At 48.4% G+C, this 20774-nt stretch carries 26 protein-coding genes and 4 pseudogenes; 18 read left to right on the top strand and 12 right to left on the bottom strand.

The window, feature by feature from the left end; all coding sequences use genetic code 11:
- Nucleotides 1-8: 8 nt before the first annotated feature.
- The 5 genes and pseudogenes from CXB77_RS16705 to minE all read left to right on the top strand — a co-directional run bounded on the left by CXB77_RS16705 (nt 9) and on the right by minE (nt 2751).
- Nucleotides 9-364 (top strand): annotated as a pseudogene (locus CXB77_RS16705) (YbaB/EbfC family nucleoid-associated protein).
- Nucleotides 345-689, top strand: coding sequence for a histidine triad nucleotide-binding protein (locus CXB77_RS16700; RefSeq protein WP_105074712.1), 345 nt, complete (start codon nt 345-347; stop codon nt 687-689). Before CXB77_RS16705 ends, CXB77_RS16700 begins: the two are co-directional and overlap by 20 nt.
- Before the next feature lie 141 nt (nt 690-830).
- Nucleotides 831-1600 (top strand): annotated as a pseudogene (gene minC, locus CXB77_RS16695) (septum site-determining protein MinC).
- Nucleotides 1601-1666: 66 nt separating this feature from the next.
- Nucleotides 1667-2474: pseudogene (gene minD, locus CXB77_RS16690) on the top strand (septum site-determining protein MinD).
- A 4-nt stretch (nt 2475-2478) separates the two neighbouring features.
- A complete protein-coding gene (gene minE / locus CXB77_RS16685) occupies nt 2479-2751 on the top strand; it encodes a cell division topological specificity factor MinE (RefSeq protein WP_105074711.1) in 273 nt (90 codons plus the stop codon).
- A 13-nt stretch (nt 2752-2764) separates the two neighbouring features.
- Here minE and dapE read toward each other — a convergent pair whose 3' ends face one another.
- From dapE to cutA, 7 genes are all read right to left on the bottom strand, one after another.
- On the bottom strand, nt 2765-3898 hold the full coding sequence (gene dapE / locus CXB77_RS16680) for a succinyl-diaminopimelate desuccinylase (protein ID WP_105074710.1): 1134 nt from the start codon (nt 3896-3898) through the stop codon (nt 2765-2767).
- Between the two features lie 104 nt (nt 3899-4002).
- Entirely contained in the window at nt 4003-4857 is an 855-nt protein-coding gene (locus tag CXB77_RS16675; protein WP_197711090.1) for a BRO-N domain-containing protein, read from the bottom strand.
- A 245-nt stretch (nt 4858-5102) separates the two neighbouring features.
- Complete coding sequence (locus CXB77_RS20500) at nt 5103-5393, bottom strand: adenine methyltransferase (RefSeq protein WP_197711089.1); 291 nt, start codon at nt 5391-5393, stop codon at nt 5103-5105.
- The gene (locus tag CXB77_RS20495; protein WP_197711088.1) at nt 5375-5986 is read right to left on the bottom strand and encodes a class I SAM-dependent DNA methyltransferase; all 612 of its coding nucleotides are present in this window, start codon (nt 5984-5986) and stop codon (nt 5375-5377) included. Before CXB77_RS20495 ends, CXB77_RS20500 begins: the two co-directional genes overlap by 19 nt.
- A gap of 53 nt (nt 5987-6039) precedes the next feature.
- A complete protein-coding gene (locus tag CXB77_RS20490; RefSeq protein WP_197711087.1) occupies nt 6040-6882 on the bottom strand; it encodes a class I SAM-dependent DNA methyltransferase in 843 nt (280 codons plus the stop codon).
- The gene (locus CXB77_RS19385) at nt 6825-8081 is read right to left on the bottom strand and encodes a type IIL restriction-modification enzyme MmeI (protein WP_146108855.1); all 1257 of its coding nucleotides are present in this window, start codon (nt 8079-8081) and stop codon (nt 6825-6827) included. The genes CXB77_RS20490 and CXB77_RS19385 overlap by 58 nt, the downstream gene beginning before the upstream one ends.
- Nucleotides 8082-8171: 90 nt before the next feature.
- Nucleotides 8172-8483: a divalent-cation tolerance protein CutA gene (cutA, locus tag CXB77_RS16665; RefSeq protein ID WP_105074708.1), complete on the bottom strand. Its 312-nt coding sequence runs from the start codon at nt 8481-8483 to the stop codon at nt 8172-8174.
- 509 nt (nt 8484-8992) lie between these two features.
- Here cutA and CXB77_RS16660 point away from each other — a divergent pair.
- From CXB77_RS16660 to CXB77_RS16640, 6 genes are all read left to right on the top strand, one after another.
- Nucleotides 8993-9343 (top strand): hypothetical protein, encoded by a 351-nt coding sequence (locus CXB77_RS16660; protein WP_172452719.1) that lies wholly within the window; start codon nt 8993-8995, stop codon nt 9341-9343.
- A gap of 178 nt (nt 9344-9521) precedes the next feature.
- Nucleotides 9522-10736, top strand: coding sequence for a filamentous hemagglutinin N-terminal domain-containing protein (locus CXB77_RS16655; RefSeq protein WP_105074707.1), 1215 nt, complete (start codon nt 9522-9524; stop codon nt 10734-10736).
- Nucleotides 10736-10885, top strand: a complete 150-nt coding sequence (locus CXB77_RS19975) for a hypothetical protein (protein WP_172452718.1) — start codon at nt 10736-10738, stop codon at nt 10883-10885. The genes CXB77_RS16655 and CXB77_RS19975 overlap by 1 nt, the downstream gene beginning before the upstream one ends.
- A gap of 31 nt (nt 10886-10916) precedes the next feature.
- Nucleotides 10917-11894, top strand: coding sequence for an IS481 family transposase (locus tag CXB77_RS16650; RefSeq protein WP_105074706.1), 978 nt, complete (start codon nt 10917-10919; stop codon nt 11892-11894).
- Nucleotides 11895-11943: 49 nt separating this feature from the next.
- The gene (locus tag CXB77_RS16645) at nt 11944-12585 is read left to right on the top strand and encodes a division plane positioning ATPase MipZ (protein ID WP_105074705.1); all 642 of its coding nucleotides are present in this window, start codon (nt 11944-11946) and stop codon (nt 12583-12585) included.
- The gene (locus CXB77_RS16640; RefSeq protein WP_105074704.1) at nt 12582-12854 is read left to right on the top strand and encodes a hypothetical protein; all 273 of its coding nucleotides are present in this window, start codon (nt 12582-12584) and stop codon (nt 12852-12854) included. Before CXB77_RS16645 ends, CXB77_RS16640 begins: the two co-directional genes overlap by 4 nt.
- Nucleotides 12855-12866: 12 nt before the next feature.
- Here CXB77_RS16640 and CXB77_RS16635 read toward each other — a convergent pair whose 3' ends face one another.
- On the bottom strand, nt 12867-13277 hold the full coding sequence (locus tag CXB77_RS16635) for a type II toxin-antitoxin system VapC family toxin (protein ID WP_105074703.1): 411 nt from the start codon (nt 13275-13277) through the stop codon (nt 12867-12869).
- On the bottom strand, nt 13277-13513 hold the full coding sequence (locus CXB77_RS16630; protein WP_105074471.1) for an antitoxin: 237 nt from the start codon (nt 13511-13513) through the stop codon (nt 13277-13279). The genes CXB77_RS16635 and CXB77_RS16630 overlap by 1 nt, the downstream gene beginning before the upstream one ends.
- Nucleotides 13514-13617: 104 nt before the next feature.
- Here CXB77_RS16630 and CXB77_RS16625 point away from each other — a divergent pair, with 104 nt between their 5' ends.
- From CXB77_RS16625 to CXB77_RS16610, 4 genes and pseudogenes are all read left to right on the top strand, one after another.
- Nucleotides 13618-13893 (top strand): type II toxin-antitoxin system Phd/YefM family antitoxin, encoded by a 276-nt coding sequence (locus CXB77_RS16625; protein ID WP_105074702.1) that lies wholly within the window; start codon nt 13618-13620, stop codon nt 13891-13893.
- 166 nt (nt 13894-14059) lie between these two features.
- Nucleotides 14060-15042 (top strand): annotated as a pseudogene (locus CXB77_RS16620) (IS701 family transposase).
- 21 nt (nt 15043-15063) lie between these two features.
- Complete coding sequence (locus CXB77_RS16615) at nt 15064-15555, top strand: Rha family transcriptional regulator (protein ID WP_105074701.1); 492 nt, start codon at nt 15064-15066, stop codon at nt 15553-15555.
- The gene (locus CXB77_RS16610; RefSeq protein WP_105074700.1) at nt 15556-15849 is read left to right on the top strand and encodes a hypothetical protein; all 294 of its coding nucleotides are present in this window, start codon (nt 15556-15558) and stop codon (nt 15847-15849) included.
- 87 nt (nt 15850-15936) lie between these two features.
- Here CXB77_RS16610 and rng read toward each other — a convergent pair whose 3' ends face one another.
- Genes rng through rlmH form a run of 3 tightly spaced genes read right to left on the bottom strand, consistent with a single transcriptional unit; the run spans nt 15937 to nt 18507 of the window.
- Entirely contained in the window at nt 15937-17394 is a 1458-nt protein-coding gene (rng, locus tag CXB77_RS16605) for a ribonuclease G (protein ID WP_105074699.1), read from the bottom strand.
- Nucleotides 17395-17426: 32 nt separating this feature from the next.
- Nucleotides 17427-18044 carry a Maf family protein gene (locus CXB77_RS16600; RefSeq protein WP_347338169.1) on the bottom strand — a complete coding sequence of 206 codons (618 nt, stop codon included), beginning with the start codon at nt 18042-18044 and terminating at the stop codon, nt 17427-17429.
- On the bottom strand, nt 18037-18507 hold the full coding sequence (rlmH, locus tag CXB77_RS16595; protein ID WP_105074811.1) for a 23S rRNA (pseudouridine(1915)-N(3))-methyltransferase RlmH: 471 nt from the start codon (nt 18505-18507) through the stop codon (nt 18037-18039). Before rlmH ends, CXB77_RS16600 begins: the two co-directional genes overlap by 8 nt.
- Before the next feature lie 145 nt (nt 18508-18652).
- On the opposite strand from rlmH, the gene tatA reads away from it, so the two are divergent.
- From tatA to CXB77_RS16580, 3 genes are all read left to right on the top strand, one after another.
- A complete protein-coding gene (gene tatA / locus CXB77_RS24125; RefSeq protein WP_105074697.1) occupies nt 18653-18907 on the top strand; it encodes a twin-arginine translocase TatA/TatE family subunit in 255 nt (84 codons plus the stop codon).
- Nucleotides 18908-18945: 38 nt separating this feature from the next.
- Complete coding sequence (gene tatB / locus CXB77_RS16585; RefSeq protein ID WP_105074696.1) at nt 18946-19296, top strand: Sec-independent protein translocase protein TatB; 351 nt, start codon at nt 18946-18948, stop codon at nt 19294-19296.
- Between the two features lie 154 nt (nt 19297-19450).
- Complete coding sequence (locus CXB77_RS16580) at nt 19451-20761, top strand: citrate transporter (protein WP_242445798.1); 1311 nt, start codon at nt 19451-19453, stop codon at nt 20759-20761.
- The last annotated feature ends 13 nt before the right edge of the window (nt 20762-20774 follow it).

Below are 20774 nucleotides of genomic sequence, written 5' to 3'. Positions count from 1 at the left end.
ATTAATTTATGAAGGCTCTTGGCGGTTTACTGAAACAAGCGCAGAAGATGCAGGAAGAAATGCAGCAGACGCAGGCGCGGCTGGCTGCGGAAGAAGTGATTGGTGAGGCTGGCGGCGGCATGGTGCGCGTGACGATGACCGGTCAACATCTTATTAAGCGGTGGAAATTGATCCGTCATTGATGACGACAGATGACAAGGAAATGTTGGAGGATTTAATCACCGCTGCGGTCAATGCCGCAGTGCAGCGCGTGTCGGAAAAAGTGAAGGAAAACATGGCGGAATTGACCGCCGGAATGCCGTTGCCGCCGGGTTTCAAAGCTTCCATTTTGAGAGGCAGTGCGAATGTCGAGCACGCTGTTTAGCAAGATCGCGTCCGGCGAAATCCCGGCGGACATTCTGTATCAAGATGCAGAAGTCGTCGCTTTTCGAGATGTCAGCCCGCAAGCGCCAGTGCATTTTTTGGTGATTCCGCGCCAGCCAATTCCAACGCTCAATGCAGTGCAGCCTGAAGAAGCCACTTTGCTTGGCAAATTGTTTTTAGTGGCAGCGCAGGTCGCAGCGCAGGAAGGAATTGCGGAAAGCGGTTATCGCACTGTAGTCAATTGCAACGCTGCTGCCGGACAAACAGTATTTCATTTGCATCTGCATGTGCTCGGTGGTCGTCCATTGAATTGGCCGCCGGGCTAATTGGTATGACGTTCAATTGTTGCATGTCGGCATTTGTGCCGAGTTTTTCGCGGAGGAATTTTAATGAGTCACACGCCTGTTGAGATTGCGGAAGATTCGGCGTTGTCATCCTCTGAAACAACTGTGATTCGCGCTACACCAATCGCCGATAGCATCAAAGGTTTTGAGCTGAAAGCAGCGGGTTTTACCCTTCCGGTCATTCGTGTGTTCGATCACAACATCGAAGCGATTGCGGCACGATTAACCGCCAAGGTCGAACAATCGCCGGATTTTTTTCATAACATGCCGGTGGTGATTGATTTAAGTCGGTTTCCAATGGGCGCGAGCGCCGCTGGCGGATTGCCGCTGTTGATTGGTTTGTTGCGCGGTTACGGCATGATTCCCTTCGGTGTGCGCGGCGGAACCCCGAGCAAAATGAAGCCGCAGAAGCACTGGGGCTGGCGCTGTTGCGGGATTCTTACGTCCGAGCGAACAAGACCACGACCACCACCACAGAAACCGAAATTGATGCCGACGAGTTGCAATGGCAAACCGCTGGCGGGACGCGTTCCGCAGTGTCAGCGCCGCGCAAACCCGTAAATCATCCGGGTTCAATGTTGATTAAACGTCCAGTGCGTTCTGGGCAGCGCGTGTATGCCGCTGGCGGTGATTTGTCGATTGTTGCTGCGGTCAGTTCAGGTGCGGAATTGATGGCTGACGGCAACATTCATGTTTACGGCGCATTGCGTGGACGGGCGCTGGCGGGAATGAATGGCAATCTGGAAGCGCGGATTTTTTGTCAAGATTTGCAGGCAGAATTGGTTTCCATTGCTGGGCATTACCGCGTCAGTGAGAACATCCCTTCCGAAATGCAGGGATTTCCGGTACAGATTTTTCTCGATCAAAAGATTCTGCGCATCGAGCGTTTGTAAATAAAGCTCTATTGTTTATTTATTGAATTAAACCATGAATATAGACCCGGTAAGGAGGGCGCGACCTTGGCGAAAATTATCGTGATCACCTCAGGCAAGGGCGGAGTCGGTAAAACCACGACTTCTGCATCACTTGCGATGGGGCTGGCGCAAAAAGGCAAGCGCACGGTGGTGATTGATTTTGATGTGGGACTGCGCAATCTCGATTTGATTATGGGTTGCGAACGGCGCGTTGTTTATGATTTCGTTAATGTTATCAATAATGAAGCGAGTTTAAGTCAGGCACTCATCCGCGATAAACGCTGCGATTTGCTGTATGTGTGCCCGCGTCGCAAACCCGCGATAAGGATGCGTTAACGAAAGAAGGCGTGGCGCGGGTGCTGGAAGAATTATCCGCCAATTACGATTTCGTCATTTGCGATTCCCCTGCGGGCATTGACACGGCGCAACAATGGCGATGTATTTTGCGGATGATGCAGTCGTCGTTACCAATCCCGAAGTGTCATCGGTGCGCGATTCCGACCGAATGCTCGGCATTCTGTCGAGTAAATCGCGGCGAGCGGAAATGAATGAGGAGCCGATTCGGGAGTTTTTGCTGTTGACGCGCTACGACCCAGCGCGAGTGCAAAACGGCGAAATGTTGAGTGTTGATGACGTGCAGGAAATTTTGGCGTTAAAACTGCTGGGGATTATTCCCGAATCAAAAGCAGTGCTGACTGCTTCTAATTCTGGAACGCCGGTGATTTTGGATCGAGAAAGTGATGCAGGACAAGCGTATAGCGATATGGTGGCACGCTATCTTGGCGACGAAGTGCCGCACCGGTTCCTTCATACGGAAAAGAAGGGTTTCCTCAGCCGCTTATTCGGAGGATGACCCTATGGGCTTGCTTGATTATTTCCGTGCGACGCAACCAATTCCTGGTTCGGCAACTGTTGCCAAGGAACGGTTACAAATTTTGGTGGCGCATGACCGCGCAGCACGCGGTTGTCCGTCTTATCTGCCGCAGTTACAAACTGAAATTCTCGCAGTGATTCGTAAATACATCGACATCGACATGAATGCGGTGACGGTGAGTTACGAACAGAGTGACGCGCACGAAGTGCTTGAACTCAATATCATTTTGCCCGACAGCCCAAATCCTTTGCGTTGATGGCGCATTGCCATCACGACTGCGTGAGCAGGCGCTGCATCACTCCCTGATAAATCTCCGCAAGCTGATCGAGTTCAGCAACGCCGACGCATTCGTCAATTTGATGAATGGTCGCGTTGAGTGGACCAAGTTCGACCACCTGCGCACCAGTTGGCGCGATAAACCGTCCATCGGAAGTGCCGCCACTGGTGGACAGTTGCGTCTCAACACCAGTGACGGCGTGAATTGCTGCCCGCGCTGCGTCCACCAATTCACCGGCGGGCGTTAAAAACGGATGCCCCGATAAGCGCCAGCGCAGGTCATAACGAAAACCGCCAGCGTCAAGAATTTCCGCCACTCGCGCTTGAATCCGTTCTGGCGTTTGCTCGGTGGAAAAGCGCAGATTGAATTGCGCTTCCAAGTGACCAGGAATCACGTTGTCTGCGCCAGTGCCCATGTGCAGATTGGCGATCTGCAAACTGGTTGGCGGAAAGTGTTCGTTGCCGTGATCCCAGACTTCCGCGCACAACGCCGCCAGCGCCGAGGCACTGGCATGAAACGGATTGAGTGCTAAATGCGGATAAGCGACATGTCCTTGTTTACCGTGAATTTTTAGCGTTCCCGTCAGACTGCCGCGTCGCCCGTTTTTAATCGTATCGCCCAACTGCTCGCGGCTCGACGGTTCGCCCACCAGCGCGTAATCAATCCGCTCGCCGCGCTGCATCAGCCGTTCTACGACCTTCACCGTGCCGTCAATCGACGGTCCTTCTTCATCACTGGTAATCAAAAAAGCGAGGGAGCCGCGATGATCGGGCTGCGCGGCGACGAAAGTTTCGGCGGCAGTGATCATCGCTGCGATGGAGCCTTTCATATCCGCTGCGCCGCGCCCGAACAGCAATCCGTCACGAATCGTTGGCACAAATGGATCGGAGATCCACTGCGCCAACGGACCGGTGGGCACAACATCGGTATGACCCGCAAAACACAGCAACGGCGCGGCATCACCGCGTCGCGCCCACAAATTCGTCACTTCACCACACGGCATGAATTCAATTTGAAAACCGCTGGCAGTTAAATGCTCGGCGATGAGTTTTTGACAACCCTGATCGTCTGGCGTGACCGAAGGGCGACGAATTAATTCACTAGCCAATGCAAGTGTTGGTGACATTGAAATGATTTCCTCGTGAGAGTTATTGATTAAAAGGCAATTAAAAAAGCCCAGCGGAAAATGAGAAACAAAAGCCCCCTTTGAAAAAGGGGGGTTGGGGGGATTTAAAGCGGCAAGGATTGTGGATTGATATACGCATCCAATCGCGCTAATAACTCAGGAAAACGCTCCACGAAAAACAGCGGCTGCGTCTCGCGGGGATTATTCGGACTGGTTTCATTGCGCCCGTATTTCAAACCCTCCTCGGTCAAACTCCAGAACCATTTAATCTTGTTGCCGGTGCTCTTGCGGGAAAGATGTTCCAGAATGCCCATTGCTTCTAATGCGGGATTCACAGTCTTGGCAACGTGCTGCGCGAGTGGATGTCCGATCCCTTTCAATAGCGGAGTGATCGCTCTGACCAGTGGTTCATCGACATAATCAGGAAGAAAATCAGGATTGATTCCTTCTGATTCACTGAGTTTAGCCAGCATCCGAATCTTGCTGGTTTCTGATACGCGCAATGTCCGCATTGCTAATTCAAAAATCTGAATCTTCATTGCTGGCTGATAGGGTAAATCTGAGTTGATGGATTCATTTTGTCCGACATGATAGCTGCCAGTCTTACGAATAGAAGGCAGAACTTCATTCGTGACCCACTTGCGAAATCGGTGAGGGATAGTGCCGTGCTTAACGGCGTCGCGGCAGCGCAGGATTAAAGTGTACAAACCAGACTCGTTGATGATGCTGAGTTCTTGCCGCCCACCAAGGGTGTAAATCGGACTTACACCCTTTTCGTCATCATCAAGTGATTGAATTGACATGCGAGAATTCGTAAGACCAAGTGCTGTACATACATCTGTAGCAACAAACCAAGGATCGTTATCAATGAGGATCATGCGGATGTCAAAGCTGGAGTCTTCACAAGGTGAAAACGTAAAAATGGAGGGGGTTACTGCATTAGAAATGGTTTTAGCCATGATGAGCACCTTGCTGATTTTATGAAGAAAGAACCACGAATGGTTCGTTGAGGGGCTTCATACCGCAGCAAGACGGCGAGATTATTCGTAGGATTATCTCCCCTTATTTCTCCGCACCCCCAGCGAAAAAGGAAACTGGGGACATAAAAATCACATGACTATCGAGTGTGCGTGCCGCTTACTGAGGTGTTATGAAGCACCTGTCAATAGCAAAACACGCCAACAAACCAATGTCAACTACTAAATCAATTCGCTTTTTTCCGCGCTAGATTCAACGCCAATAACCGCTGCAAAATCTCTGCTTCATTCAATTCCGCTGCGTCATTTTCCCAGCCATAAGCTGCGACGACCGCTTGATCTAATTTGACATGCGCATTCACCAGCCACGCCGGTTTTTTATTATACAAATTGGTCAGAGTGCGTTGTTTTAGTTGCGCAGCAAATGCGGGTTTAGCAATGATTCGATCAGGATAGCCAGCGACAATTTCCGGCTGGTGTTCAATCCATTCTGGCGGATTTAACCAATTCTCACGCAATTGATTGAGTTGAAATGCTGCCTCCGCAATGGCTTTGCGTGAGATTGATATTCTGCTGCAACTGTCGGAATGATTGCGCCACTATTCAACGTTTCAATTGCGCCGCCAGTATTTGCTGGCGTTAAACCGATTGGAAAAGGAAACGTCTCAAATGTGGTGCTCGGCGTATAACGCGGCGTCGCGCCTAAACTGGTTCCCATTCGTAACGACCATATTTCATGGAAACGCGAATGTAAAATACCGAATGTGGTGTCATCAGCGCGAGTAATAGCAACTGTTGCGCTATCCGGCACAATAGTCGTCGAAAACCAAACAAATAGTCGATATTTGGAAACTCGCGGAGTGCAAATATAGCGCGTAAATTTAGCTAATGAAGCCCTCAAACTAGGTCGCGTTTCACCATAACGCCACCAAAATTTTCGGTATCCATCTCGATTATTATCTTCTCTTTTCGGCTTGACGTATTTTACAACATGCTGAAACGGTTTTTCATAAAAAGATGATTCTGTTACATTAAATTCAATGCCAAAATCAATAATCCATGTATCAGATGGACGGCGCGTGATGTCCATTCCATTTACCCAAGGACGCACAACATCACTATTTGGTTTACCGTGTGAATTTGGTTCTTTTAACCATTGCCGCGCTAATTCACCGCAATATCAAAGCTGCCGCTTTTCTGCGTACCAATAAAACAGGTTCCACAATTACTTTTTAATGGTTTTGCTCGCGTCACATCCGATGCAGAATCAATTGAACCAGACGTTAAATCTGCATAAATTGCTGCAACTATTTCGCCATTCAAAACTGGCTTTAGTTCTGTTTTACCGAAACAAATTAAACTGACGCGCACTGCTGCGCCGCTGTTAATCCAAGGTTCATCTGACCATGCGTTAAAAATCGTCGTCGTCTCACAAATACGACTTAATACTTGACGATTTGCGCCGCCACGAATCGAATTGGTTGCCACCAAACCAACGGCTGTTGCTTTACCGAATTCAATTTGCGCTCGCGCTTTTTCAAACCAATACGTCACTAAATCTGCACCGCCGGGAATGCGCCCCTGATAACAACTGCGCAAGCGTTTAACGTATTCATCACCCATTGTACCCAGCATTCGTTTATCGCCCAGAAACGGCGGATTACCGACAATCACATCAGCGGCTGGCCAATTCGGTTCAGAACCATCCGCATTGACCACTGCATCACGTTGGTCAATAATATGAATTGTTTTCAAAATTGGATTTTTTGCCAATGAAAAACCGTGATTCAGCATCCATTGAATTTCACCAATCCACACCGTCACTCGCGCCAATTCCGCTGCATAAATGTTTAATTCAATTCCCAGCACATTTTCTGGACCAACCTTCGGAAAACTAGCGGGCAAACCCAATCGCTCTGCATCTAAAATAACCTCGTGTTCTAAATCCTTCAAACCGCGCAATGCCAATAATAAAAAGTTCCCTGAACCACAGGCAGGATCAAGCACTCGAAACTTTTGCAACCGAATGAGAAAATCACGACAGTGTTTTTCGATTTTCTTTTTGCTGCTGTCTCGGCGTTTCTAGCCTTTTCTCTTACAATTCTAATTCCTTCTGCCGATTCAGTAGTTAATGTCGTTGTACTCGCCACTGCAATTGCCTTATTAACTTTGCTTTTTAACGCAGCAATTTTATCAACCAATTTTGCAATCGCTAGCTGTTGAACACGCCACTCTTCGCGTAATGGATCGAGCACCACTGGATTGACCAAACGCATAATAGATGCAGCGTCCGTATAATGCGCACCGAGTTGTTCACGTTGATTTGGATCCAATCCGCGCTCAAATAACGTACCGAAAATACTGGGTTCAATGTCTGACCAATTCAACTGCGCCAATTTCCGCAATGTTTGCACATCAGTTCCGGTTAATGGCAACGGCGCAGCGGCATCAAATAATCCGCCATTAAACCAATCAATTTCTTCAGTGCCGAATAAACCACCAGTTGCCATCGTATTAAATAAACTGGTGAATGTTTGCGGCAAATTATCCGGGCGTTTTTGCCCAGCATCCAATAATTGACTGAATAAATGATTGGTTAATAATCCAATATCATCAGCGAAAAAACAAAACAGAATTTGCTGGCAAAAATGCGCAACCTGTTGGGTATCGTGACCACGTTCACATAGAGTGTGCGCCAATTCACCAAATTGACGCGCTGCCGTTTCCGTTAATGCCGCAGTGGTGAGCGTGGGGCGCAACCGTTCTGGTTCACTAAATGCCCATTTTAATAACCGCAAATTGTCGGGATTGCGTAAATCATCCAACTGCAACACATATTCTTTAGAAACCGTCCCATTAAATGCGGTGTGAATAATAATCTGTTCCATATCGGAAACAATTAACAATGGCGGATTTTCTAATGCTGGGGCGTAGCGATGCAGTTGGACAAAGGCTTCATTCAAGTTTTTGCGTTTGCCTTTGTATTCCCAACCAAAGCAATTGCGTTTCCACACATCCGCCCAGCCATCGCTGCCGGTGGTTTTTTTCGCTCCGCGTTCAAAGCAATAACACGCGCCAACCGGATCAATTTCCGCTGGCGTTGGCTCATTTAATAATCGACACAAATCAATAAAATGCTCCTGTGAACCAGAGCGTTCTTTCAGGGTGGAGATTTGCCATTTGGCAATGAATTGTTCTGGCGTCATAGAGATAATGCGCTGTTGGTTATTAAGAACTTAGAAAACGCTAACTCATTTTGACACATTAAATTGATAAACAGCATAATGTTTAAAAAATCAGTGGTTTATTTGATTAGCCCATTCCAGATATGATTCGTTGACATCCACAATTTTCAGGCTATAAATTGCCGGTATTTCGTAGGGATGAGATGCAGTAATCTGTGCTTTTAGTTCGTGCCAGCGTGTCGAGGTCGTTTTGAAAGTGATGCGAATTTCTTTGGTATTTTCAATCTGACCTTTCCAAGAATAAATGCTACTAATTTCTTCAATCTGTGCACATGCTGCAAGTCTTGATTTAATAGCAGCAGTGGCGATGTTTTGCGCATCATCCATATTATCAACAGTGGTAATCACAGCGATCAGTTTCATGTGCGATTCTCTTTTCCCTTTACCTTTTCTTAAAAAATCTGCTACGCTACGCGAGTCACCCTCACTTCAATAGCGGTGTTCTCTATCGGTTCAATATTGCATTGAACTGACAAGGCAGTTTACCATTTAGGAAGTTTGATTTGCTGTAACGCAGTTCTTGTGAAAGCAAGTAAGATATTAACCGTAATACGCAGTATTATCAATCGCCCTGAACATGCTTTGAAATTAGCGCATTTGCTATGTGATAATAATGCGTTATTGACTTTGGAGTGAAAAGAGCAAATCTAAATCATTTTGCTCTATGCAATACAAATAATCTACTTGGCGCAAGTCCTGATTCAACAGAACCTGATCTCGAACAAGCCGAGGCAATTGATGCAGTTGTTTATTGGAGTGAGCTGTGGTTACGGTCTCGCTTAAATGGCGCATTTGCGAACTAACTTAGTATGAAATAACAGCGGTAATGGATCGCTGTTTATTAAATAAACCCAGCGACTAAGAGGTTAATAATGAACAAAGAAGATATTTCAGATGAATTCCGTATTGCAGGTGATTTGTATTCGGCATTGGTAGCGCGTGGTTTGGGTCAAACACCGGAAGCATTACAGGCTTTTGCGCGAATGATTGATGCTGCTCCGCAATCTTTTCTGGATATGATGCACAATAAAGTGGTGGAAATGGGATTGATTCCTGATAAACCAGACGGGTATACCTCCGATGGAGAACCAGTTTATCGTTTAGATGCAGTGGCAACACGTTTAGGTATATCTCAAGCAGAAGCTGAAGAATCCTTACGCGATTTTCAGAATGAAACTGGGGCGCAATTTCTTAAAGGAGATGATGTACATTCAGTGCAATAAAGCACAATTGGTAGTGCCATGATCAGCAATAAATAGCTGAAAAAACTATTTATTCTTAATTGATCTTGGCATTACCGTAGCGGCAGTACTAACAGTAAAACACAACTTGTTTCTTCACCGGTTTTAGCAGAAACGCACAAGATCGACCGCACCGATCTTTGGCTGTGGAAACAACCCAATGTGCATTGTTGTCTCGCGTTTTTCATTCGTTATCGCGTTGTTCAGCACTTCAATTTGTCTCGCGCAAATCACCACCGACGGCACCGTCGGGCCGCGTCAAACGCTCACCGGCTTGGATATGCAAATCGGCGCAGAACTCGGCAGCACTCGCGGCAATAATCTGTTTCACAGCTTCCAAACCTTTGAGATTCCAACCGGGCGCAGCGCCACTTTTACCGGCCCCGATAAAATTCAGAACGTCATCAGCCGCGTCACCGGCGGCAAAATATCCAACATTGACGGGCAGTTACGCTCGAAAGTCGGCACAGCCGATGTCTATCTCATCAATCCGTCCGGCGTGGTCATGGGCGCAAATGCCAGCGTTGATGTGCCCGCCGCGCTCCATCTCAGCACTGCCGACGAGGTGCGCTTTTCTGACGGCAGCCGTTACAGCGCCCGCGCTCCGGCAAGCAGTTCTCTCACTGTTGCTGCGCCCGAATCATTCGGTTTTCTGTCGCCGCAACCGGCGACTTTGAGCGTGAACGGTAGCCAATTGAGCGTTAAAGCTGGCAAGCACATGACGTTGAGCGGCGGCGATGTCACGATCACCGGCAGCATTGATAAACCGGCGAAGTTCATTGCGCCGGGCGGGACGATCCGCGTTGAAGCAGTGGGTAAAACCGGTAAAGCAGTTGCAATTAACAAACCTTCAGCGCTGCCGGGTAACGGACAATTGATAATGAAAAATGCGCGAATTGAAACGAGCGGCGATGGTGGCGGTTTGATTGCAATACGGGCGGGTTCAGCAGCATTAGAAAATGCACAATTGATTACTGAAAATCAGAGCAAAACAGATGCGATTGGTGGAATTGATGTTGCCATTGCCGGAGCGTTGCAGCTCAATCAAAGTTGGCTTTTTGCCGATACCATCGCGCCCGGCAAGGGCGGCAGCGTCAAGGTTCGGGCGGGAGAGATGCGGATGAACGCCGCGCTCATTTTCAGTGATAGCTATCGCCATGCTGCGCTGCCGTCTGCGGATGCCATCGGCAATGCTGGTGGCGTGGCGGTCGCGGTGACGGGATCACTGAATCTCGACAATGGTTCGGTGATTCAAAGCGTGGCGTGGGCTGAAGGCAATGCCGGAGCCATCACTCTGACCGTTGACGGGTTATTGGCGCTGCGTCAGGGGGCGCAGATTTCTGGCATCACTTGGGCAACCGGCGCGTCTGGATAATGAAGGCAGCGCGGAGCAATTCACCGGCATCTGGAGCGTGTCAGGAACCGTATGATTATATTCCGCAACGCAGCTACCCACTATTTTTAGCACGAGAGGCTTTGCAAGCCGTCATCACGGACATTCACCACCGCGCCCTACATCGCTAATCGGTTGGGCACTCAGAGGAGAATTGATGCTATGAACTTGAATTTACACCAAAATGCCCGCACAACTCCCGCGATCCGGCGTGAACTGCAACATTCCACTAAATCTGAGCGTGAACTCGCCCGCGAATATCATCTGAATCGGGCGACGGTGCGCAAATGGCGTCACCGCGAGACCACTGACGATGCGTCTCATTGTCCGCATTATCTACATACCACTTTGAAACCATTGGAAGAATTGATCGCCGTGGAGTTGCGCACGACGTTGTTGCTACCCATCGATGACTTGCTGGTCGTGCTGCGCACCTGTTTTAACCCTGAGGTGTCGCGCTCAGGGTTGCAGCGTTGCTTACGTCGCCACCACGTCTCTAACCTTAAGAAATTGATTCCAAAAGAAGAAGGTGCGAAAAAACCGCCTAAACAGTTCAAAGATTACGCGCCCGGTTTTATCCACATTGATGTGAAATACCTCCCCAAAATGCCGGATGAACAAGCCCATCGCTACCTCTTTGTCGCCATTGATCGGGCAACGCGTTGGGTCTATGCCAAAGTTTTTGCTCAGAAAACTGCCGCCAACGTCAGCGCGTTTCTCCAGCAAGTGATTGCTGCTGCCGCGTTTAAGATTGAAAAGGTGTTGACCGATAACGGCAAGGAATTCACGGATCGTTTCTGCGCTACCGGCGAACGCGAACCGACTGGTCGCCATCGCTTTGATTTAGTTTGTAAAGAACACCAGATTGAGCATCGCCTAATTCCGCCCTCGCATCCGCAAACGAACGGAATGGTCGAGCGATTTAACGGACGGATTGCCGAGGTGGTGGCGACGACACGCTTTGATTCTGCACAAAATTTAGAAAAAACGCTGCACCATTATGTGCAGATGTATAACCATCAGATACCCCAAAAAGCCCTTGGGCATGTGTCACCGGTGCAAGCGTTGAAAAACTGGCAACAGAAGGAACCTGAACGCTTCAAAAAACAGGTCTACAATCTCTCGGGTCTTGACACCTAGATTAACCCAACAGGCATCCTCGCCCCATCCCAGCCCACGAGATGCAACCATGATCCTTCTTCTCGGTGGTGAGAAAGGCGGTACAGGTAAAAGCACCATTGCCGTTAATCTCAGCGTCTGGCTTGCCAATGCGGGAATTGACGTATTATTGATTGATGCCGACATGCAGCGCACCGCCAGCCACTTCATTGAACGCCGCAATCAACTCGGTGCTTTACCCACAGTTCATTGCACGGAAAAGCACGGCAACGTCTTTGATAGTGTGCGTGATCTATCAACCCGTTATGAGCAAATCATTATTGATGCAGGCGGACGTGATTCTGAGGAATTGCGCACTGCGATGGTCGCAAGTCATCTGCTCTATTGCCCACTCAAAGCCAGTCAACCCGACATTGAAACCAGTGTGCACATGAACGCATTAACCCAACTCGCACGCAGTCTCAATCCGCAATTGCAAGCGCGACTATTGTTATCCATGGCTCCCACCAATCCTGTCATTCACGAAGCCGAGCAAGCGCAGAGTGTTTTGACTGAACTTCCGCAATTCACGTTATCCAATACCATCATTCGGGAGCGCAAAGTGTATCGGGATGCCATGAGTGATGGACGCGGCGTGGTCGAAATGAATAACGATAAAGCCACTGCCGAGATCACTGCGCTTGCCCTTGAAATCTACGGAGATCATCCATGAGTTTTCATCTTCCACCCGTTGATCCCAATGCGCTGCGTCAATTCGCAGATGGAGCCAAAGCGCATCGTACTCAACAAGAACCTGCGCCTTGGTCACCATTTGCACCGGATGATCTGCCGCGTTATTCGATTTCAATCCGGCTGAATGAATATCAACTCACCATGTTGCGGTTTATTGCCGAGCAGAATGATGTGAGCCAGCAAAAGATATTGAATCGGATCGTCATACCGGAGCTGGTGAAACAAGCGGAGGAATTGTTTGAGGGATAACACAGCACAACGTTAGATCGGCACATCAACACACCAGTTTTCAATAACGAGACCGGGATATTTCACAAAATCCTTCACGTTATTGGTTACCAGTATCACGTTGAGCGCGACTGCATGAGCTGCAATCAACTTATCAAGATGATCTTGTTTGCGCTCACGGGTTACGAAACGAATTGCACCATAGGCAACACCAGCCGCTGCATTAAAAGGCAGTACCGGAATATCTTGAATCAAAGCCGCGAGATGTTCACTGTCCCGCTGCGGATTGGTTGATACCGCCACGCCATACATCAATTCAGCATAGGTAATTGCCGACATCACCACATCACCGACCCGACATTGTGCAAAGCGCCGTGCAATGACTTCTGGTTGATTCTTCATCAAATAAATGCACATATTGGTATCAAGCATATAGCGCGGCATTACCAAACATCCCGCTCAACTTGTTCCTGAGTGCCGCGCCCTTCAATCAAAAAATCAGGAGAGAATTGGGCAAATTTATTCAAGACCCCAGACAATGACCGACGTGCGGGGCGTATTCTGAGTTCATCGCCTTCACGTTCAATCTCCAGTTCAATATCGGTGTGTTCATACGCTAGTGCTGCCGGAATCCGCACCGCTTGCGAATTGCCATTCTTAAAAACCCGTGTCGTGTGCATGGTGATACCCGTAAGGATGTATGATGGATGTACATTAAACTGTAGCACGTTATGAGGAGACCAAATCATGCCACTTAACGGACTGACCACTTTGGAATAACACCATGAACGAGCCATCTCACCCTGAAGCAAGGAATCACTGGCAGCTTCAAGACGCCAAAGCACGATTCAGTGAACTGGTACGGCGAGCGCGTGACTGTCCTCAGCATGTCACCGTCAACGGTTTGGAACGTGCTGTCTTGCTATCTGCCGAGGAATACATGCGCCTGCGGGGACAACCGACTGGGCGTGACTTGGTAGAGTTGATGGCGGGAACGGCGCTTACCGACCTCGTGCTGGAACATCCCAAAGCGGTACGACCGGAATTGAGACCCTTGTAGGAGTTACGCAGTTGAAAAGTTAATCTACTGATTTATCAAGAAAACTTTTTTTGCGCCACACAAACTAGATTCTAATAAAATCAGGTATTCAGAAGAAGCCGTTTAACCACAGATTTTACAGTGTAAGTGTTGTACCATTAAATAAAAATAGCCTTAAAATACAAAGATGAACGCCACAAAATGTGTTGAACAAGATTATATCCAGTTTTTAATCGCTACTCCGCGAACATGTAGCTATACCGAGGCGGCTAAGGTGTCACCAAAACTCGAATTACCACCCGCACATGATTCATTTACGCGATTGTTAAAGCGATTAGAACCCAACTCCGAAGCGTTGTGGAGAGAAGTTGCGCCTGAAATTATAAAAGATAGCGGTGTGTTGGTTATTGATGATTCGACACTTGACAAACCATATGCCAAAAAAATGGATTTGTTTGGTCGTCACTGGTCTGGAAAACATCATGCCGCAGTAAACGGAATTAACCTTATCACTTTATTGTGGACAGATGGTGATAGTTATATTCCTTGTGATTATCGCATTTTTGATAAAAATACCGATCATTTGACCAAAAATGATCACTTTAGAGCAATGTTTAAAATTGCAAAAGAAAGAAGCTTTAACCCGACTGTTGTAGTATTTGATAGTTGGTATTCTAGTTTGGAAAACCTAAAATTAATCAAGGAATTAAAATAGATTTGGCTGACGCAACTCAAATCAAACAGGCTAATAAATCCTGATCGAACTGGAAACAAAGCTGTTAGCGAATGCTCTCTTTCGACCAAAGGAGAAATTGTTCATCTGAAGGGTTACGGTTTAATAAAAGTATTTCGGATTGTTGCTAAAAACGGCGACACGGAGTACTGGGCAACCAATGATCTTTCAATGTCGAATTTGACGCGCCAAAGTCTGGCTGAAAAACGCTGGATGATTGAAGTTTATCATCGTGATCTCAAACAAAATTGCGGTGTAGAACGTTGTCAAGCTCGCTCAGCAATCGCATTGGTCTTGCTATTCGCGCTTTCGTGCGTTTAGAACGCTACTTCTATCGAACTGGAATAAGCATCATGGAAGCTAAAAATAGAATCGTGCGTAATGCCGTGAAACTTTATTTGTCAGCTCCATTGTACGAATTGTTGCCAACTGCGTAACTCCTACTAAGGTTATCCGTCATGGAAACTAGCAACACCTTCACCGTTTTTTCCCTTAGCATGACCTCCCGCGAAATCGCAAGCCTCGCTAATAAACGCCACGACAACGTGCTCCGCGACATTGACGCACTCACAGAAACGCTCTCCTCAGAACTGAAATGTGGCTTCAAATCAAGCACTTATATTTCAGGCGATCCACCACGCGAGTACCGTCAATTTATCCTCGACCAATTTTCCTACAATTTAATTTTAGAGCGTTATAAAGGTTTGCAGCGTGTTCCCAACAGACTGCAAGAGGAGGCTGCATTAAAAACGATAGAGCAGCTTTTGAAAATAAAACTCATAAGACAATATAAAGTGTTGTCTTATCGTATTGATGGTTATGATCCTATCAACAACATTGCTTATGAAATAGACGAGCCAGATCATAAGCACAACAGATCAAAAGACAACGATAGACAAAAACATATAGAAAAAATACTAGGCTGTTCCTTTGTTCGTATTCAACTGTAATTGCAACATCGCAATGGCGTTCCGCAAGGTTATTTATCTCGATCTCAGGCGCATGTTTTACACGGCGTCGGTTTATCCGAAAAAGTTTTTCATCTCGCGTTACATCAACTTGAAGTGCCGACCACGCCGTATATTCATCATGCTGAAGATGGCAATGACGTTGCGACTTTTGCTTATTTGGAGAGCGATATTGCCGATGCAGTGCGGACATTTATTGATGATGCGATTCAGGTCACGCGCTGCATGTGTGAATCGCCATTATTGAATGGCAGACGCTTTCGCTACTTTAAATAGCAATGTAACGCTAATGCAGCGTTAACGGAACAACGTTTATTTTACGCAGCAGCGCATTTTTTATTAAGGCGCTGCTGCGTAATGACATCAAATCAATACTACATCATATTGCTCTTGCGTATACAGCGCCTCTGCTTGCAACCGAATAGGATGACCAATAAATGCTTCCAATTCGGCAAGATGCGCTGATTCTTCATCAAGCATTCGATCTACTACTTCCTGCGATGCCAGCACCAATAGCGTTTCTACATCGAATTGCCGTGCTTCTCGCAAAATCTCACGGAAAATTTCATAGCAGGTGGTTTCCGCAGTTTTAATGGAACCGCGCCCGCCGCAACATGGACAGGGTTCGCATAACACATGCTCCAATGATTCGCGGGTGCGCTTGCGAGTCATTTCCACTAAACCTAATGATGACACCTCGGTAATGTGCGTTTTTGCATGATCGCGGGCGAGGCATTTTTCTAATGCACGCAGCACTTGGCGCTTGTGTTCATCCTCATCCATATCAATAAAATCAATAATGATAATGCCGCCAAGATTGCGCAGTCGCAATTGCCGACAAATGGCTTGCGCGGCTTCAAGATTAGTTTTGAAAATCGTTTCTTCGAGATTACGATGACCAACAAATGCGCCGGTGTTAATGTCAATAGTGGTCATGGCTTCAGTTTGGTCAATCACTAAATGACCACCGGATTTCAAACATACTTTACGCAATAAGGCTTTTTTAATTTCTTCTTCAATGCCGTATAAATCAAATAACGGACGTGCACCCTGATAATGTTCAATACGACCTTGAATTTCTGGAATGTAATTTGCGGCAAAAGGCAGTGCCTGTTCAAACATGGCGCGAGAATCAATCCGAATACGTTCTACTTCTGGTGTTACCAAATCGCGCAGCGCCCGCAGTGTTAAGGGTAAATCATCGTGAATTAATTGAATGTTAGTGGCTTGGGCGCAGCGTTGTTGAATACCGCACCACAGTTTGGCTAAAAAGTACATGTCATTAATTAATACTTCTTCATTCACGCCTTCCGCGGCAGTGCGCCCAATAAAACCGCCTTCATTCGGATGCGCATCGACATGACGCTGCAAAATGTCGCGCAGTCGTCGTCGTTCTTCTTCATCTTCGATCTTTTGGGAAATACCGGTATTGCGCAGCGTGGGCATACACACCAGATAGCGCGAGGCGAGCGAGACATTGGTGGTTAATCGCGCACCTTTGGAGCCGAGTGGGTCTTTCACCACCTGCACCATTAACATGTCGCCTTCGTGCACCAGCTCATGGATTTGATCGGTGCGAATGTCATGCAGTGCCGCGCTGAAAATATCGGAAGCGTGGAGAAATGCTGCCCGCGATAGTCCAATATCGACAAATGCTGCTTGCATTCCCGGCAGCACTCGGCACACGCGCCCTTTGTAGATATTGCCAACTAAACCAGCACGTTCGGCACGTTCGATGATGATCTCCTGCACCACACCGTTTTCGACCACAGCAACCCGAGTCTCAGGCGGCGTTACATTGATGAGGATTTCTTCAGTCACGGAATCACGATCTCGATGGATGGATAAAGTTGTCAGTTTTCAGTTGGCAGCATGAGCGCGATTCCTGCCTGTTTGAGCAAACGCCCGGTTTCACAAATCGGCAATCCCATGACGCCGGAATAGCTGCCGTTAAGTGCGGTTACGAATAACGCGCCATAACCCTGAATGCCATAACTTCCGGCTTTATCTAGCGGCTCTCCAGTGCGGCAATACCACGTAATTTCCGCCTCACTCAGGGTGCGAAAAGTGACATCGCTTTTACTGAGTGCCAGCCATTCTTGCGGTTTGGGAGTGGGAATCAGTAGTGCAACTGCAGTCAATACCTGATGACGACGCCCGGACAACAGTCGCAACATCGTTGCTGCATCGTGCACATCACGCGGTTTTCCTAAGATACGCGCATTGCAGATAACAGCGGTATCCGCTGCCAATATCGGACGCAGTGGCAACTGCTGCGCCACCATTTCCGCGCTACCGGTGTTCGCCTTGAGTCGCGCCATGCGTTGTACATAATCACGCGGCGCTTCGGCAGGCAGCGGCGTTTCATCACAATCAGCATCAATCACCGCAAACTGTACGCCAATTTGGGTGAGCAACTCCGCTCGGCGCGGTGAACTGGATGCGAGATAAAGCTGCGGAAATTTAGCCACGATGATAAGGATGCCCTTGTAACAGCGTCCAAGCGCGATAAAGCTGCTCGGCGACGATAACCCGCACCAGCGGATGCGGAAATGTCAAGGCTGATAACGACCAACGCTGTTCGGCGCGACTTAAACAATCTGCTGCCAAGCCGTCCGCACCACCAATTAATAACGCGCAATCCTGCCCAGCGGCTAACCAATGCTTGAGCTGCAATGCCAGCGTTTCCGTACTCCAACATTGTCCAGCCACATCGAGCGCGATCACGCCCGCACCTTTCGGAATTGCTTTCAAAATGCGTCGCCCTTCATCCTCGCGGGCCTGCGCGGCGACCGTGGTTTTGGTGCGCCGCACCGATTCAATTTCTACCAGTTTAAGTGTGCATTCGGGCGGAAGCCGTTTGGCGTATTCGCTATAACCAGTGGCAACCCAATCGGGCATTCGTTGTCCAACACAGAGAAGATGAATACGCATAATGACCTGAATTGATAATGGGAATGACGCAATTGGCAACAGGAAACGCCATGTTCACTGATAACTGAAAAATTCTTTCAGCGGTGACATGTCGTGATTCGGTTATAATCAAAACACTGCTTTTTCAGATACAACGGAGTAATTTATGGGACTTGGCGGCGTTAGCATTTGGCAGTTATTGATTATCTTGCTCATCATTGTGCTGATGTTTGGCACGAAACGTTTGAAAGACATCGGCTCCGATCTCGGCAGCGCCGTGCGCGGATTCAAGAATTCCATGTCCGATGCGGAAAAAGGTAATGACGACACTGCGACCACTGCAACAGGTGCTGATGCGCCAGCAACCGCGAAAACCCAGCCAGCTTCCGATAAAGATCGGGATTCGGCAGCGCGTTCGTAGTCAGTGACTGCGCTAACACAGCAACAGGATTTACTCCCATGTTCGATGTTGGTTTTTCGGAACTGGTGTTGGTCGCCATCGTTGCGCTGCTGGTCGTTGGTCCAGAGCGTCTGCCTAAAGTCGCACGGGTGGCGGGTATGTGGCTGGGACGTGCTCGTCGCACCCTCGGCGCAGTGAAACAGGAAATTGACCGCGAAATGAAAGCGAGCGAACTTGCCGATATTCTCAAACAGCAGGCGCTTTCGCAGTCGGTTGAAAGTATTATTGAAATGTCCACGCAAACTTCCGCCGCGCCAGTGACTTCCACCTCGGCGATACCTATTCCCGCAGATTCCGCAACTACTGCGCCAACATCAGTGCCCACTGATCCAACGACGCACCGCGACTAACCGATCTCCTGTTCGACCTTCCCGCTGTTCAAAACCCCGTCAGCAGTGCTGTTACCACAGCGCCGGTGACGGGAAATTTGTGTTTCGACACATTCACTTAAATGAGGCTAACCGTTTGAATTATTTTGCACTTTCGATCACTCGCATCCGTATATTGAGCCTGATCGCACTGATAATCATTCCCTTTGCTGCCAGCGCCGCGACCCATGAAATCACGGTGTTTGGTATTCCAACCGAATTCATCCTGTTCGCAGTAACGCTGCTCGGCGTGGCGCTGTTCCACCATCACACGCTGCCGGTCGCACTCAGCGGTTTAACCGCAATTATCCTGTATAAACTTGCATTTACGGGTTTTCATGCTGGCGCGGGACTGGCGGGTCTCGCCGGACACATGGCGGGCGAATGGGTCATCTTGACCAATTTACTGGGGCTGCTACTCGGATTCGCACTGCTGGCGCGACATTTTGAAGACAGCGGCGTTCCACAAATTCTGCCGCGTTATCTGCCCGATGGCTGGCTAGGCGGGCTGGCGCTGTTGGTGGTGATCTTTGTATTGTCGAGCTTTCTCGACAACATCGCCGCTGCGCTCATCGGCGGCACCATCGCCCTGACCGTGTTTCAGCGGAAAGTACACATCGGCTATCTCGCCGCCATCGTCGCAGCATCCAACGCGGGCGGTTCCGGCAGCGTGGTCGGCGACACCACCACCACGATGATGTGGATTTCCGGCATCGCACCGATCGAAGTGTTCCACGCCTATGTTGCCGCTGGCGTTGCGCTCGTCGTTTGCGGAATTCCCGCTGCAATTCAACAACATCGCTTCTCGCCCATCGTCTGCGATGCCCCAGCCGGCGCAACCATCGACTGGCCACGCTTGGGCATTGTCGCGTGGATTCTTATTGCCGCTGTCGTTACCAACATCGTAATGAATCTCGGTTTCAAAGAATTAGCCAGCGCATTTCCAGTACTTGGCATTGCAGTATGGGTCGCTATTTTATTGGCAACGCGAATACGCCAACCAGAATGGAGCCTATTGCCCGAAGCATTAAAAGGCAGCTTATTTTTATTGACGCTGGTCATTTGCGCCTCAATGATGCCGGTTGAACGTTTACCAGAAGCATCATGGCATTCTGCATTAACGCTGGGCTTTGTTTCCGCCGTATTCGACAACATTCCATTAACGGCATTAGCCATTAAACAAGGTGGTTTTGATTGGGGAATGCTGGCGTATGCCGTCGGTTTTGGTGGCTCAATGATTTGGTTCGGCAGCTCGGCCGGCGTTGCATTATCGAATATGTACCCTGAAGCGAAATCCGTTGGCGCTTGGCTGCGTCACGGCTGGCATGTTCCATTAGCATATGTGATTGGTTTTGCTGCGTTAATGCTGACACTTGGCTGGCAACCACATCAAGCGAAACCCATTACAGCCGCAATTGAAACTGCACCACATTTCAATCCACAATAGCACCGTGATTTCA

The organism is Chromatium okenii, assembly GCF_002958735.1.
GTDB classification, from domain to species: domain Bacteria; phylum Pseudomonadota; class Gammaproteobacteria; order Chromatiales; family Chromatiaceae; genus Chromatium; species Chromatium okenii_A.
This window is presented reverse-complemented; position numbering and strand designations above follow the sequence as displayed.